Annotated in this window: 14 protein-coding genes; 7 read left to right on the forward strand and 7 right to left on the reverse strand. The window is 51.7% G+C overall.

Annotation, left to right across the window (positions count from 1 at the left end):
• Nucleotides 1-118 precede the first annotated feature (118 nt).
• The 3 genes from ACXAFR_RS05255 to accA all read left to right on the forward strand — a co-directional run bounded on the left by ACXAFR_RS05255 (nt 119) and on the right by accA (nt 5,918).
• Nucleotides 119-940, forward strand: a complete 822-nt coding sequence (locus ACXAFR_RS05255) for an HDOD domain-containing protein (RefSeq protein ID WP_475173193.1) — start codon at nt 119-121, stop codon at nt 938-940.
• A gap of 162 nt (nt 941-1,102) precedes the next feature.
• Nucleotides 1,103-4,726, forward strand: a complete 3,624-nt coding sequence (dnaE, locus tag ACXAFR_RS05260; protein ID WP_475173196.1) for a DNA polymerase III subunit alpha — start codon at nt 1,103-1,105, stop codon at nt 4,724-4,726.
• A 229-nt stretch (nt 4,727-4,955) separates the two neighbouring features.
• On the forward strand, nt 4,956-5,918 hold the full coding sequence (gene accA / locus ACXAFR_RS05265) for an acetyl-CoA carboxylase carboxyl transferase subunit alpha (protein ID WP_475173201.1): 963 nt from the start codon (nt 4,956-4,958) through the stop codon (nt 5,916-5,918).
• A 6-nt stretch (nt 5,919-5,924) separates the two neighbouring features.
• Here accA and ACXAFR_RS05270 read toward each other — a convergent pair whose 3' ends face one another.
• The 5 genes from ACXAFR_RS05270 to ACXAFR_RS05290 form a co-directional block, all read right to left on the reverse strand.
• The gene (locus ACXAFR_RS05270; protein ID WP_475173205.1) at nt 5,925-6,359 is read right to left on the reverse strand and encodes a hypothetical protein; all 435 of its coding nucleotides are present in this window, start codon (nt 6,357-6,359) and stop codon (nt 5,925-5,927) included.
• Nucleotides 6,360-6,523: 164 nt separating this feature from the next.
• Nucleotides 6,524-7,051, reverse strand: coding sequence for an energy transducer TonB (locus tag ACXAFR_RS05275; RefSeq protein WP_475173212.1), 528 nt, complete (start codon nt 7,049-7,051; stop codon nt 6,524-6,526).
• Between the two features lie 92 nt (nt 7,052-7,143).
• The gene (yciH, locus tag ACXAFR_RS05280) at nt 7,144-7,470 is read right to left on the reverse strand and encodes a stress response translation initiation inhibitor YciH (RefSeq protein WP_475173218.1); all 327 of its coding nucleotides are present in this window, start codon (nt 7,468-7,470) and stop codon (nt 7,144-7,146) included.
• A 66-nt stretch (nt 7,471-7,536) separates the two neighbouring features.
• On the reverse strand, nt 7,537-7,800 hold the full coding sequence (locus ACXAFR_RS05285; protein WP_475173221.1) for a hypothetical protein: 264 nt from the start codon (nt 7,798-7,800) through the stop codon (nt 7,537-7,539).
• A 135-nt stretch (nt 7,801-7,935) separates the two neighbouring features.
• Nucleotides 7,936-8,592, reverse strand: a complete 657-nt coding sequence (locus ACXAFR_RS05290; protein WP_475173224.1) for an START domain-containing protein — start codon at nt 8,590-8,592, stop codon at nt 7,936-7,938.
• 289 nt (nt 8,593-8,881) lie between these two features.
• Between ACXAFR_RS05290 and ACXAFR_RS05295 the strand changes: the two genes are divergently transcribed.
• The gene (locus ACXAFR_RS05295; RefSeq protein ID WP_475173226.1) at nt 8,882-9,694 is read left to right on the forward strand and encodes an ion transporter; all 813 of its coding nucleotides are present in this window, start codon (nt 8,882-8,884) and stop codon (nt 9,692-9,694) included.
• Here the strand turns inward: ACXAFR_RS05295 and ACXAFR_RS05300 are convergent.
• Nucleotides 9,691-10,554 (reverse strand): UDP-2,3-diacylglucosamine diphosphatase, encoded by an 864-nt coding sequence (locus ACXAFR_RS05300; protein ID WP_475173229.1) that lies wholly within the window; start codon nt 10,552-10,554, stop codon nt 9,691-9,693. The two genes, ACXAFR_RS05295 and ACXAFR_RS05300, sit on opposite strands and share 4 nt — an antisense overlap.
• A 162-nt stretch (nt 10,555-10,716) precedes the next feature.
• Here ACXAFR_RS05300 and ACXAFR_RS05305 point away from each other — a divergent pair, with 162 nt between their 5' ends.
• Both ACXAFR_RS05305 and ACXAFR_RS05310 read left to right on the forward strand, forming a co-directional pair.
• Entirely contained in the window at nt 10,717-11,859 is a 1,143-nt protein-coding gene (locus ACXAFR_RS05305) for a serine hydrolase domain-containing protein (RefSeq protein ID WP_475173233.1), read from the forward strand.
• Nucleotides 11,860-11,871: 12 nt separating this feature from the next.
• Entirely contained in the window at nt 11,872-12,102 is a 231-nt protein-coding gene (locus ACXAFR_RS05310) for a SlyX family protein (RefSeq protein WP_475173239.1), read from the forward strand.
• A 19-nt stretch (nt 12,103-12,121) separates the two neighbouring features.
• On the opposite strand, the gene ACXAFR_RS05315 is transcribed toward ACXAFR_RS05310, so the two are convergent.
• On the reverse strand, nt 12,122-13,591 hold the full coding sequence (locus ACXAFR_RS05315; RefSeq protein WP_475173241.1) for a M48 family metalloprotease: 1,470 nt from the start codon (nt 13,589-13,591) through the stop codon (nt 12,122-12,124).
• A 477-nt stretch (nt 13,592-14,068) separates the two neighbouring features.
• Here ACXAFR_RS05315 and ACXAFR_RS05320 point away from each other — a divergent pair, with 477 nt between their 5' ends.
• Nucleotides 14,069-14,287, forward strand: a complete 219-nt coding sequence (locus tag ACXAFR_RS05320) for a sulfurtransferase TusA family protein (protein ID WP_475173244.1) — start codon at nt 14,069-14,071, stop codon at nt 14,285-14,287.
• Nucleotides 14,288-14,296: the final 9 nt, after the last annotated feature.

Genomic DNA, 14,296 nt, shown 5'->3' on the forward strand with positions numbered 1-14,296 from the left:
TCAAGATGTCTGGCGTGACATATTTTGACCTGGCCATCAAAATTGTCTCATATCTTCGGGTACTCAAGCGTTTTTCTTCTATGCTTTTAAGGAACAAACCTTAAAAGGGGTAGTGTCTGTGCAAATAGAAGAACTTTTCACACGGGCCCAAGAATTACCGTCCATTCCTAAAGTTGTCCAAGAGCTGATTCAGAGTTTCGACAGTGGCGATTTTGATATTGATGACGTGACGAAAAAAGTCGGAATGGATCAAGTGCTGACGGCAAAGGTATTGCGCTTGGCCAACTCCACCAAATACGGTGGTCAACGTAAGATTTCATCCATCAACGAAGCGGTTGTTCGTCTCGGATTTAATTCACTGCGAACGCTGGTATTGGCGAGCGGTTTTGTGTCGACATTTAAAGCTCCGCCCGGATTTGATTTGAAAGGCTTCTGGCGAGAGAGTTTTGGCAGGGCCGAACTTGCTCGCTGGTTGGCACCGCATGTGAAACAGGATGCTGAAACGGCATTTACCGCTGGCATGTTATCCAATATTGGGCGTTTGCTGGTGCACATGCTGATGTCTGAAAAGGCGCAGGAAATTGATCGGGTCGTCGCTAAAGGGGGAAATCGGCAGGAGCTGCAAATGTCGTCCTGGGGTTTTACTTCTCCCGACGTCGGCGCCAAGGTGGCCAATATGTGGAAGTTTCCCGAGCCAATTGTTGTGTCGATAGAACATCAATGGCAACCCTTGGAAGCCGAAGATTCACGTTTGGCGGGGGTACTCTTCTTAGCGTCGTATTTGCACCGGGCGTTAGAGGCCGAGCAATCCGATGAAGACATCGTTGCAAACTTTCCCGGTGATATTGCCAAGGCGATTGGTGCCGATGTTTCCGGTATCCTGGGAAATCTCGAGCAGTGTCACGATCTGGATTCCGGTATCGATGAACTCCTAGACTAAGACGTATTACGTCGGCGGGCGCCGTTATCCCTCTTAGGGGGGTGCTTGTCGGCTGCCCACTTCTCTCCCCGTGACATTCTGATTTTTGGCCATCAACATTGCGGCCATCTTCCGCTAAACTTATCCCCTCATCCTTATCATTCCCTCAGCATCTGGTTTTGCATGGATCCCCAATTCGTTCATCTGCGGTTACATACTGAATTCTCTCTGTCCGATAGTCTGATTCGCATCAAAGGTTTGGTCGGCGAATTGGAAAGTCAGGGGTTTCCCGCCTGTGCAATCACTGATCACTGTAATTTTTTTGGCCTGATTAAGTTCTATAAGGCGGCCCAGGGGGCGGGAATCAAGCCAATCGCTGGCAGTGACTTTCTCATTAGAGATTCTGAATCTGATGGTGACCCTGTTCTGTTGACGCTGTTAGCCCAAAATGAAAAAGGGTATCGCAATATCACGGAACTTATTTCGTTGGCCTATCGCGAGGGGCAATACCTGGGTAAGCCCTATCTGAATCGCCAATGGCTTGCCGATTATGCCGATGGGGTTATCGCTCTGTCCGGTGGTCGTCACGGTGATATCGGTGTCGCTCTGTTGAGCGGTAAAGATTCTCTCGCCGAAGCGCAGTTGGCCGAGTGGATGACGCTTTATCCAGATCGTTTTTATTTGGAGTTACAGCGTACCGGTCGCCCTCAGGAGGAAGATTATCTGCACCGTGCTGTCGCTTTGGCGGAAGTCGCTCAGTGCCCTGTGGTTGCTACCAATGATGTTCGATTTCTGTCCGGAGAGGATTTCGATGCCCATGAGGCTCGGGTATGTATTGCCGAGGGACGGGTGCTGGATGACCCTCGCCGTGAACGTCGATACAGCGAGCAACAGTATTTGCGCAGTGCCGAAGAAATGGCAGAGCTCTTTAAGGACATTCCCGAAGCATTGGAAAACAGCGTCGAAATTGCCCGTCGTTGTAACGTTGAAATTGAATTGGGTACGTATTATCTACCGGACTTCCCGATTCCGGATGGATTTGAAAAGGATCCATTTTTTCAACAGCGCATCTCTTATGCAACTCTGGAGGGTTACGCTCGCTCTGCCATGACCGCCAAGTGGGAAGGGCGAGAGAGCGAGTCTGATTACGCCGAGATGCTGCGTACCAATATCTTTTTTGAAAAGATTTCCTATGAAGGGCTGGATGAGCGATTGGCGTTTCTTTATGACGTTGAGCAGCCGGATTTTCCAGAAATTCGCGCCCGTTATGAGGAGCGATTGCAATTCGAGCTCAATATCATCATGCAGATGGGATTCCCGGGCTACTTCCTCATCGTGATGGACTTTATCCAGTGGGCTAAGGACCACGATATACCCGTCGGACCGGGGCGGGGTTCCGGTGCCGGATCACTGGTCGCATACGTACAGAAGATTACCGATCTCGATCCGCTGGAATACGATCTGCTCTTCGAACGGTTTCTGAACCCGGAACGGGTTTCCATGCCTGACTTCGACGTCGATTTCTGTATGGAAAACCGCGATCAGGTCATTCAGTACGTGGCAGACAATTACGGTAGGGATGCGGTTTCCCAGATCATTACCTTCGGAACCATGGCGGCAAAGGCTGTGGTTCGGGATGTCGCCCGGGTGCAGGGCAAGTCCTATGGCCTGGCCGATAAACTGTCCAAGATGATTCCCCCGGATCCGGGGATGAAGCTGAAAGTCGCCTACGAGCAGGAAGAAACCCTGCGCGATTTTCTGGCGGTCGATGAAGAGGGGCAGGAAATCTGGGAGATGGCGTTACGCCTTGAGGGACTGTCCCGTAACGTCGGCAAGCACGCTGGCGGGGTGGTGATTGCTCCTACCAAATTGACAGACTTTGCACCCCTGTATTGCGACGAATCCGGGGCTGGTCTGGTGACCCAGTTCGATAAAGGTGATGTGGAAGACGCGGGGTTGGTCAAATTTGACTTCCTTGGTCTGCGAACGCTGACCATCATCGATTGGGCGCGCAAGATGATCGATCGTCGTCGCGAGCGTGAGGGCGAAGAGCCTTTGGTGATCGAAGCCATTCCGCTGGATGATGCTGATACCTTCAAATTGTTAAAAGCGGCGGAAACCACAGCGGTGTTCCAGTTGGAATCCCGCGGCATGAAAGATCTGATTAAGCGCCTGCAGCCGGACAACATCGAAGACATGATTGCACTGGTCGCCCTGTTCCGTCCGGGGCCACTGGATTCGGGCATGGTGGACGACTTTGTCAACCGGAAACACGGTCGCGCTCAAGTGGCGTATCCCGACGCCAAGTACCAACACGAAAAACTGGAGCCGATCCTTAAGCCTACATACGGGGTTATCGTCTACCAGGAACAGGTGATGCAGATTGCTCAGGAGCTCGCGGGCTATACCCTCGGCGGCGCGGATATGTTGCGTCGGGCGATGGGTAAGAAAAAGCCCGAAGAGATGGCCAAGCAGCGTAGTACCTTTGAAGACGGCGCAAAAGGGCAGGGCGTCGATCCCGAATTGGCGATGAAAATTTTCGATTTGGTGGAGAAATTCGCGGGTTACGGTTTTAACAAATCCCACTCTGCAGCCTATGCGGTGGTTTCCTACCAGACGGCGTGGCTTAAAGCCCATTATCCGGCAGAGTTTATGGCCGCCACCATGTCATCGGACATGGATAAGACCGACAAGGTGGTCACTTTTGTTGAAGAGTGCCGGAAAATGGGGCTGCAACTGTTGCCTCCCGATGTCAATGCTGGTGAATTCCAATTTAACGTGGACGAAGCCGGTAACATTATTTACGGTTTGGGTGCGATCAAGGGATTGGGTGAGGGCCCTGTGGCGGCAATTATTGAAGCCAGAGCAGAAGGCCCGTTTAAAGACTTGTTTGATTTCTGTGCTCGCGTCGATACCCGGCGGGTGAACAAGCGTGCGCTTGAAGCTCTGATCCGGTCCGGGGCGCTGGATACGATTGGTCCTCAGCTTGATCGTGATTCGGCGCGGGCGATGTTAATGTCGGCCATGCCGGAGGCGGTTAAGGCGGCGGAGCAGTCATCGGCCAATTCCAACGCGGGCATGACAGACCTATTTGGGAACGTCGCCCCCTGCGACAGTGACGGTGGCGATGTCTATGAGGAATATCGCCGGGTGCGAAGCTGGCCGCAACGAGAACGGCTGCAAGGGGAGAAGGAAACCCTTGGTCTTTATCTTACCGGCCACCCGATCGACGAATATGAGCGTGAGCTGCAATATTTGGTGTCATCCCGGATTGCCAATTTACGTCCGGACAAAGCGACTCAGAATGTCGCTGGAATGGTCGTCGCTTTGCGTCTGATGAAAACACGTCGTGGTGACAATATGGCGTTTGTCACTCTCGATGACAGATCTGGTCGTATCGAATGCGCCGTCTTTGCCGATGCGTTCCGTGATAACCGCGACAAATTGGTTAAGGACGCCATGCTAGTGATTGGCGGAACCGTCTCTGATGACGATTTTTCCGGTGGTTTAAAAATGCGTGCCGACGAGATTCTTAGCCTAGCCGATGCGAGGGTTGATCTGGCAAAGAGCCTTGTTATTAATCTTTATGCCGATCGTGTCGAGCGGGACTTTCCAGCTCATTTGCAAAAGCTACTCACCCCCCATCGCGAGGGGCGCTGTCGCATTAAAATTGATTATCACCGTTCAGATGCTTCTGGCAGTGTGCTGCTGGGGCCGGATTGGCGTGTTAAGCCGCGCGATGAATTGATCGAGAACCTGCGTGAGATTTGCGGGTCTGACAACGTGCATCTGGAATATCAGCGCTGACTTAAATCTACGATTTTCGTCGATAGCTGTGAAAGGAAAGTTATTGTTTAACAAAGGGTTGCGGGGACGGTCCGCAAGCAGAAGAGGGCTTTTTTCAGTGAAAATGGTCGACTCGTAACCGCAATTCGTTTAAGGTCCACGAGTAGATGAGCTGCGCCTCTTCTCCGTCTCAAACCCTACGATTACTTTTGTCAATTCTTAAAGTATCTCCCTGGAACTTCTACTGGCTATGAATCCAAATTTTCTCGATTTCGAACAACCCATCGCAGAACTTGAATCCAAAATTGAAGAGCTACAGCTAGTAAGTAGTGACAACAATCTCAACATTGCTGAAGAAATCGCCAAGTTGAGAGAGAAGAACATCAAGCTGACGGAGAGCATTTTCTCCAATTTGACACCCTGGCAAGTGGTCAAGGTGGCTCGTCACCCCCAGCGTCCTTACTCGGTAGATTACATCAAGCGTATGTTCACCGATTGGGATGAGCTACATGGCGATCGCCATTTCGGCGATGACAAAGCCATCGTCGCCGGTGTGGCTCGTTTGGACGGGCGTCCAGTGATGGTTATCGGTGAAGAAAAAGGCCGCAGTGTGCCAGAAAAAGTGCAGCGTAACTTCGGCATGCCGAAGCCGGAAGGCTATCGTAAAGCGCTGCGCCTTATGGAAATGGCCGAGCGTTTTAAAATGCCGGTGCTGACGCTGATTGACACACCGGGGGCTTATCCGGGGATCGATAGCGAAGAGCGTGGCATAAGTGAAGCCATCGCGCAGAACTTGGCGGTGATGTCGCGCCTAAAGACACCGATTGTCTGCACCGTGATCGGTGAAGGTTCGTCCGGTGGTGCGCTGGCGATTGGCGTTGGTGACCACCTGAATATGCTGCAGTACTCCACTTACTTTGTGATCTCTCCGGAAGGTTGCGCCAATATTATCTGGAAGACGGTCGACAAAGCGCCGCTGGCGGCGGAGGCCATGGGAGTAACCTCCTCGACATTGGAGAAATTGGGTATTGTTGATGAAACCATCCCCGAACCTCTCGGTGGCGCTCACAGAGACATTGATGGCATGGCTGAGAAGCTGAAAGGTCGTTTGATTGAGCAGGTGGATAAGCTGCGAAAAATTCCGATCGATGAATTGCTTGAAAAGCGTTATCAGCGGCTGATGAGCTATGGAAATACCGTCGCTGCGGGCTGAAACTGATCAGTTTTTGCTCTTCATCACCTTGAATTCGAGGATGGTCATGGAATCGGCCTCGATTTCACAGGTGACTTCTGCGGTCTGAGCGGGCTCGTCAGCCCGGCTGGCGGTCTGAGTATCCACAAAAATTTTGTAGAGACCCTCTTCCTCTAAATACTTACTGGATGTGTAATTTACCTGATAGCCAATGCGTCTTCCGGAATTGGCTTCTTTTACCCGGTCCTCGCAGGTGAGAATGGCCTGACTCATTGAATGTAGAGCCGGTTTCACCGGTTCCGGTTCTTCTTCGATCACTTCCTCCACAACTTCGGGCTCAGGTTCTTCCTCGGGTTCCTCGCCGTTGCTGAAGTAGCCAGTCAGAAACAGGGTGCCGATAATCGAGACGTTGGTGAGCAGAATCGCGCCGCCTAAAACCAGAATTGCTTCCTTTGGCCGCATAGTTCCAGTTCTCCCCAGTCACGGCAATTAATCAACGAATGCCATTCAAGTTTAGTCGTTAATCTTTCAGGTTGCGTCGGTGAGGGAGATGGTGACGAGGACTCAGGCTGCCGATGATGGCAGCCTGAAGGAGAAGGTTGGCTGAGACCGGTAGGTCCCTTGTCTCAGTGGGCGAGCAGTCGATCGTATTTGCGACTTAGGATGTCATAAAACTGTTCGCGCAGTTGCATGACTTCTTGTCTGAGTTTGACGATGTCGTCTTCGCTGATGTCTTGCCGTCCCACATAGACTTGCTTGCGGAAGTAAGCGATCTTGGCACCGTACAATCGTAGAGTCTTCTCTAGCGCTTTCTCGCCAATCATGAGCAGGCGTGCTTCGGCATCGGCCATTTTGCGAAATTCGGCGACCAATTCTTCGTTGACCCTGTCCAGTTCCTGACGTCGAACCAGCGGCCAGCTTTTGCCAAAGCGAGTCGATTCAATCACCAGTGACGAATATTTGGCAAAGCAGTGGTTTACGTTGCCAACATCGCTGGAGACGGTTTCGAGAATTTCGAGGCGTCGATTCGATGGTGGTTTGTTGCTGAAGGGCATTCTGCGCTGGGCTAGCCATAGACATATGCCGGTTATAATTGCGCCCAAGGCGACCTTTATTGACGTGTCAATCAAGGACAGAAAAGTTGCTGAATCCATAATGTTGCCCTGCCAAAAAACTGACGAAAAACGTAAAAAACGGGATGTTTATCGTGAATTAGCAAGGAGCAAGCCAGCTTTACCTGGACGGTTTATCCGCCAGCGATCTTGACCGTATGTCCGTCCTTTTCCAGGAGATCTTTTAAGCGCTGGCGATCATCTGTCTGAATTTCGATGACGCCTTCTTTTACTGCACCACCCACCCCGCATTGCTGCTTCAGTTTCTTGGCGAGGGTTTTGAGATCGTCCCCGGTCAGAGGCAGCCCCGTGATTCGGGTAACGCCTTTGCCTTTGCGTCCTTTGGTTTCTCTGTGTAGGCGAACAATGCCGTCACTTTCCTGGGGAGAAGACGACTTTGTCTCTTGGGGGCGGATTCGGCCGCTTTCGGTCGAATAGACCAGACGGGAATTCTTGCTCATAGTGGTCGCGGCCTCCTTGGGGGCTTAGTGAATTGTGCGCGAAGTTGATTGGTCTGGGCGTTAGAGTCACGCTTTCTGGAGCTTTTGCGTAAAAACGCCGACGCAAATCAGGGCTAATCCCAACGCGAATAGATGCGGGCTGGCGATAAAGTCGACGTTCCAGAAATGAAAAAGTGGGGCGAGTATGACGGCAATAAAAAGCCCAAAGGAGACCATGGTTTCTGCATTTTCCGGCAGTGCGACAGATTGTTGGCAATGGGGACAAGGAAACGCCTGCCGTTTTAGAAATGCCTTGAGATGGCCCGTCTGACGCAGCCGTTCCTTTGACATGGGTTGTCCGCAGTGTGGGCACCGCAGTGAGCGAATCAATATCGACACGATAGTCTCTGGATTAGGAGTGTGGCGGTATTGTATGCGTCCATGTGTCGGGCGCAAGAGGGGGCCGCTCATCAATCTTTAGGGAGGTTAAGGCGCTTCCAGCAAAGCTTTGAGGTTGCGCAGTGACTTAATAGGCACATTGGCGAGATTGGCTCGATACAGCCAGTCCGGCAGTTTGCCCGCTGGATCGAGAAACTGTGTCCATTCGACTTGGGTGGTTTCTTCGTCAATTGCGGTTACTAAAAACTGCCCAGACGCCCGCTGAATATGAACATGATTGGATTGTTCGATCGCCAGGCACTGGCTGCTGTTCTTACCATCACAGAAGTCTGGTTGAGCTTGCAGTTGAACAATGAATCGCTGGTCATCGGGGCGTTCGGTGGTGGCAATCATTATCATATCCCGGCTCTTGATAATGGGCAGATTGGTCACCTGATAGATATAAGCTTTGGAGTAATCTTCCACGGCGAGTATTTCACTTTGCTCACAGCCGTGAACCCATTGGGGGTGGCGATTAAAGTCCATCAGAAGTTCTTTCACCTTGCGAATGGGCGCTCGCACGGTGATGCTCGCTTTGAATTCGGGCAAGGTGTCCGCAGCATGGCTTTGTCGGGTGTAGTAGCGCAGGGATTCCTGCTCACTTTTCAATTGCCATTGTTCGCTGAGATTGGCGCAACTGCTGGTGCTGGCAATGATGAGACAATACGCCATTAAACGAAACAGTCGCTGAAAATCAATTTTCACCTTGCGAGTCCTTTTCTGAGAAACACATGCCACCATCCTTGCAGGTAGCAATCGCCGAGACATATCCGCGGTCGAGCGGTTACATAATAATCAATTTGATCTAAGTTTAGAGAAATTGTTGTGAAAAAACAGACTTGGCGCTTGGCAGGTTGTGATTTCGAGACGCTGGTAACATTATTTAATAACGCTATGATTCTGTCTCTTCCTAACTCGACTTAAATGTTTCTCTCAGTAATATAGTGCCCGTTGGCGTCTTTTCGCAGTATCGCCCCGTATTTTAGGCAGGTTCATGGCTCAAACACCCCTTCAGAAGAAACTTCACACCATCATTTTCGGTACCGACACCCCGGCGGGAAAGCGTTTCGATGTTTTTTTGATTTACGCGATTGTACTGAGTGTTCTGGCATTGATTCTGGAATCCGTGCAGAGCTTGAACGATCGCTATGGTGACTGGCTGCATACGATTGAGTGGGCATTTACCCTGTTGTTCACGGCAGAGTATTTGGTTAGGATCTACTGTTCCCCCAAGCGCTTGGAGTACATGCGAAGCTTTTACGGCATTGTTGATTTACTTGCCGTATTGCCTTCCTATCTGGCGTTATTTATCACCGGTGTCAATTACCTGCTGATGATTCGCCTGCTGCGAGTGCTGCGGGTATTTCGCGTGTTAAAACTTGCCCGTTATCTCTCCGAAGCGAACATTCTGGCGCGCTCGATGCTACAGTCGCGCCGCAAAATCTTGGTGTTTTTTTCGTCGGTATTGGTGATGTGTATCATTTTCGGCTCCATTATGTTCGTCGTCGAGGGGCCGGAAAATGGTTTTACAAGTATTCCCAAGAGCATTTACTGGACCATCGTAACCATCACCACCGTTGGCTATGGTGACATCATTCCGCAGACTCACCTGGGGCAATTTATTGCGTCGGCAGCAATGCTCATCGGCTACTCAATTATTGCCGTACCCACGGGAATTTTGACAGCGGAGCTCGCCAATGAAATGCAAATGAGCCGGAATGCAAAGCGCTGCACTCGCTGTACTCTGGCGGGGCACGAGAATGACGCCAGCTTCTGCCGGCGCTGTGGAAATCCGCTCAAAGGCTAGATGGCAGCAGAAGAGGGCGAAGCGTCTTCGTCTCGAGCATCACTCTTTTTTACCAGCGCCACAGGTCGAGACGAGGTCAAGCGGGGTAGGGCTTTGCGGCCGTTACCTCGAGGGCTGCCTTTGGCGAGTGTTTGTCTCCAGGAGATCAGGCGTATTTCCCCGTTTTCATCTTCTGCTAGCGCGGTGCAGGAATCGACCCAGTCACCGGTGTTGTAATAATCGATGCCTGCCAGTTTTTTTGCGGCGGCCTTGTGGATGTGCCCGCAAATAACCCCATCGTAGCCTTGCTTCGCGGTTTCTGAGGCGACCCCTTCTTCGTAGTCATTAATATAGGTTTTTGCTCTCGGCAGGTGGGTTTGAATGAAGTGTGCCAGAGACCAGTAACCATAGCCGTACTTTGCGCGTAGCTGATTGAATGCCCGATTGAGTGACATTAACAGGGCGTTGCCTTTGTCTCCCAGAAACTTCAACCATTGATGACAGCGTGCGAGTCCATCAAATTGATCGCCATGAATGACCAATAAACGCCGGTTGTCAGCGGTGATGTGAACACACTTGTTGACCAAGTGGATGTTATCGAAGCTGTTATTCGCAAATCGGCGCAAAAACTCGTCGTGGTTACCGGTGATATAGTCAATGCGGGTGCCTTTCTTGGACAAGGTGAGCAGGCGTCGCAATACCCGGTTAAAATCGCGACGCCAATAAACGCCGGTGCGCATGTTCCAGCCATCAATAATGTCGCCCACCAGGTAAATACGATCTGCCTTATTGTGCTTCAAAAAATCGATCAGCAATTCTGCTTTGCAGTCTTTGGTTCCCAGGTGAACGTCGGAAATCCATAGCGTACGATGATGTTGCATAGCCAGCCCCTAAGGTATACCTGTAGCATTGGCGGCAAGCTTGGCGGTCGGAGATGACACTTCCGTGACGGATTTGTGGCGCCCGGGTTAAGTTTCAATGGCAATATGATGAAAGGCGACTTTGCGCGTTAAATGACGCAAGATCTCGCTATAGGAGTGGGTTTGACAGACATTTTTGGTGATTTTTTTCCTGAGTTCGCACCCTTGGCTGACGCATTCAAGTCGCTGTTTCGCGACTATGCGGAGGTGGGTGCGGGCGTTGCTCTCTGGTATGACGGGGAGCTCGTGGTCGATCTTTGGGCGGGTAGTCGCGATCGCGCTCGTGAAGTACCTTGGCAGGAGGAAACACGCAGCAACATTTTTTCAGCGGGAAAAGCGCTGGTGGCTCTTAGCTGCTTGCAGTTGGTGGCAGACGGTACGTTGGAGCTGGATGCGCCCATCGCCAATTTGTGGCCGGAATTTGGAGGGGAAGGCAAATCGACAATGACACTGCGTCAGGTGTTGTGCCATCGCTCTGGCCTCAGTGCCTTTCATCCCAAGGTCGATGATGCAGCTATCTATGATTGGGAGCAGATTACCCGTTTGATCGCGGCGGAATCCCCGTGGTGGGAGCCGAACAGTGATCAAGGTTATTCGCCAATGATTTTCGGTTGGCTGTTAGGGGAAGTGGTGCGGCGCGCGAGCGGCTGTACAGATTTTCGAGAATATCTTGAGACGCATATCAACCAACCGCTCGGAACAAGGTTCGGCTGTGGGCTGTCGGATAATGAGATCGCGGAAGTCGCTGATATGGAGCCGATTCGCCGTATACAGCAGGTTGAGGAAACGCCGCTGTCGTCATTGATGAAGGCAGACCCGCGCGGTGTGGTCAATCGTGCCTTCGCCAATCCCGCAACGCTGATGACAGGCACAAATGGTCAGCGCTGGCGTCAGGCGCAAATCCCCGCCGCGAATATCCATGCTAGCGCTCGAGATTTGGCGATCTTTTACGGTAGCCTTGCGGATTCCAGCGACGAACGTCTGCTCGGGTCCGAAAACCACGATTGGTGTTGGCAAGAGCAGAGCCGTGGAGAAGACCGGGTTTTGGGGAACCCTCTGCAATTTTCACTGGGATTTATGACGCTGCCACCCGCGGGAATTACTGAAGGACCGGTATTTAGCCATCCGGGTGCTGGCGGTTCCCTGGGGTTCGCAGACCCGAAGAAGGGCTTGGGTTTCGGATTTGTATCGCGGGCCATGGGGCAGGCCATACTCTACGATGAGAGGGTAAGGCACTTGCTGCGAGCGATTTACGGCGTTATTTGAGAGAGATTGGTGATGAAACAAATAGATAGCGTCGCACTGGAGGCGAGGGTTGCCGAGCTGGAAAGTCGCTTGGCGTTTCAGGACGATGTAATAGAGCAGCTAGACAGCGTCGTTACCGAGCAGGATGCCCGCTTGGCTTTGATGCAACGCCAGGTTGAGTTGCTCAGCGAGCAGATTAAAACCCTAGCCCCGCGTCAGGACGGCGGCGCAACCGACGCCCAGGAACGACCTCCCCATTACTGAGCGGGTGAGGCGTTGAGTATTACAGGCGACTGTCTTGCTGTAAGGCCGTCACCTGTTTGATTTTCTCTTCCAGAATCGCGGTCTTATGATAATCACCCTGCGCAAGTTTCAGCGCGTTGTTTAACTGGTTGCGGGCCTTATCAAAGACACCATTGAGGATAAAGTACTCAGCGCGAGCCTCGTGAACGCCGAGTATATTGCCTGCCAGGCCGTGCACTTCTGCTAGCAGATACCAGACGTAGTCATTTTTCGGCTTGCGCTTAACGTGCGCTTGGAGAATCTCTTCTGCTTCTTTGTAGCGCCCGTTTTCCATCAACACCTCGGCGTAGCGGAGATTGTACGCGTGCAGGGTTGGTTGGCTTTGCAGTGCTTCCTGGAGGATGGTAATCGCCGCATCGTAATTTTTGGCGGCTACCTGAATGTTGGCCTTGGCTAAAATGTAGGCAGGTTTTTCTGGGGCCAGTTTTAGCAGAGGTGCCAGAGCTTCACTGGCTGAATCCGGTTGATTGCTTTGAATTAGGGCGAGCACTAATCCGTACCGGCTGGCCTCACGAGACAGGCTCTCGCCCTCAAGCTCTTGCCGAAACCGCTTAACGCCATCCTGGGGCGTGTTTTCCTGGCTGAGCTGGATACGGGCACGCATAAGGTGGAAGTCAAGACTGTCTTGATACTGCTTGTGAGGATATTTTTGCGCACGATTCATGGCGTCCGAAATTCTGTTTTCGGTTACCGGGTGCGTAAGCAAAAATTCTGGTGCTCTTTGACTGAAGCGAGTGGCCTGTAGCATCCGCTCGAACATGGCTGGTACCGCATAGGGGTCTTCGCCCGCTTCGACCATGGTTTCCATGCCGATACGGTCGGCTTCCTGTTCGTTTTGGCGGCTGAAACGCAGCTGGGACTGCAGTGCTGCCGCCTGTGTCGCCGTGATTGCAGCCATACCCGCGTCTCCGCCAGCGGTTGCTGCGAGTACCAGGCCGGCAAGTAGACCTGCCATTGTTGGAATCGTACTCTGCTGCTGTTTTTCCAGGCTGCGGGCATAGTGTCTCTGGCTTAAGTGAGCCAATTCGTGAGCCAATACAGAGGCGAGTTGCGCCTCGGATTCCGCGTAAATAAACAACCCTGTATGTACACCGATCACACCGCCAGGCACGGCAAACGCGTTCATGGTGGGGTTTTTGACGATCACGACATCCAGACGGCGATCTTTCAATTGGCTGTAACGGGCAAGATGATTGAGTAGCTGCTCAACGTAAGTTTCCAGCAGTGGATCGTTAGAGGTCGGAACCTGGCTTCGATAGACACGCAGCCAGCGTTGGCCAAGCTCATATTCCTGACGTGGTGAAACCAGTGCGGATGAGGCATCACCGAGCACGGGCAGATTCAGGTCGTCAGCGCGGGCCTCGAAGCTGGGTTGTAACAGCAAAAAACAGCTGCAAGCCAGTAAACGGCGGCCAGCCTGACCCCAGTTTACGGAAATAAAATTTGCCACAATTTTGTGTTTTCTCATCCTAAGCGGCAGGGGTCGTTAGATCATAATAATCTGCGAACGTCTGCAAAATTAAAGTTTTGTTTAGCGACCGCCCCTTGTTGCCGATTTCCATTTTGATGGCAGGCGCGATGTCATAATATTTAGTATCGGCAGCGAGCCATTAGACTACAAAAAAATATCAATGATCCAATGAATATCGTTTACCCTTTGATCAATAGCTGAGAGTTTACCGTTATTTTCCCTGCGTGGTTTTGTTCTTTCATCCAGATTCCTTCACTGATTTGACACCTTCCACCAAATCATTTGGAGACCAGCCTGTTGTCGTCAGAAGTTCGTCATTTGTATTTTGTGGTTCAGCTTATGCGAATAGATCCGTTTATTTTCCAATGTTCTGTCATAATGGCGCGTTAATGTAGTGTCTGCACGAGTTAATTATGTAGGCCGACGATTGCTGATAGACATCGGACACATAGATCTATGTTAGAAATTGATGCTCGTGGACTAGCTTGCCCTCTGCCGCTGTTGAAAGCAAAGCAGGCACTTAATAAGGTCTCTGCCGGTGAGGCGGTCAGGGTGCTGGCGACAGACGCCGGTTCCGTGCGAGACTTTGCGACCTTTGCCAAGCTGAGCGGACATCTTCTAAAAGAGAGCCGGGAGCAGGATGGGGTCTATTATTATCTTTTGCAGAAAGTTTGAGGGTACAGA

The organism is Pseudomaricurvus sp. ABR4_320, assembly GCF_056159445.1.

Excerpts from the sequence above, each read along its gene's own strand:
- ACXAFR_RS05285 (WP_475173221.1), bottom strand. The coding sequence starts at position 7,800 with ATGTCAAAGGAACGGCTGCGTCAGACGGGCCATCTCAAGGCATTTCTA.
- yciH (WP_475173218.1), bottom strand. The coding sequence starts at position 7,470 with ATGAGCAAGAATTCCCGTCTGGTCTATTCGACCGAAAGCGGCCGAATC.
- ACXAFR_RS05310 (WP_475173239.1), top strand. The coding sequence starts at position 11,872 with ATGAAACAAATAGATAGCGTCGCACTGGAGGCGAGGGTTGCCGAGCTG.
- ACXAFR_RS05275 (WP_475173212.1), bottom strand. The coding sequence starts at position 7,051 with ATGGATTCAGCAACTTTTCTGTCCTTGATTGACACGTCAATAAAGGTC.
- ACXAFR_RS05295 (WP_475173226.1), top strand. The coding sequence starts at position 8,882 with ATGGCTCAAACACCCCTTCAGAAGAAACTTCACACCATCATTTTCGGT.
- dnaE (WP_475173196.1), top strand. The coding sequence starts at position 1,103 with ATGGATCCCCAATTCGTTCATCTGCGGTTACATACTGAATTCTCTCTG.
- ACXAFR_RS05270 (WP_475173205.1), bottom strand. The coding sequence starts at position 6,359 with ATGCGGCCAAAGGAAGCAATTCTGGTTTTAGGCGGCGCGATTCTGCTC.
- accA (WP_475173201.1), top strand. The coding sequence starts at position 4,956 with ATGAATCCAAATTTTCTCGATTTCGAACAACCCATCGCAGAACTTGAA.
- ACXAFR_RS05300 (WP_475173229.1), bottom strand. The coding sequence starts at position 10,554 with ATGCAACATCATCGTACGCTATGGATTTCCGACGTTCACCTGGGAACC.
- ACXAFR_RS05320 (WP_475173244.1), top strand. The coding sequence starts at position 14,069 with ATGTTAGAAATTGATGCTCGTGGACTAGCTTGCCCTCTGCCGCTGTTG.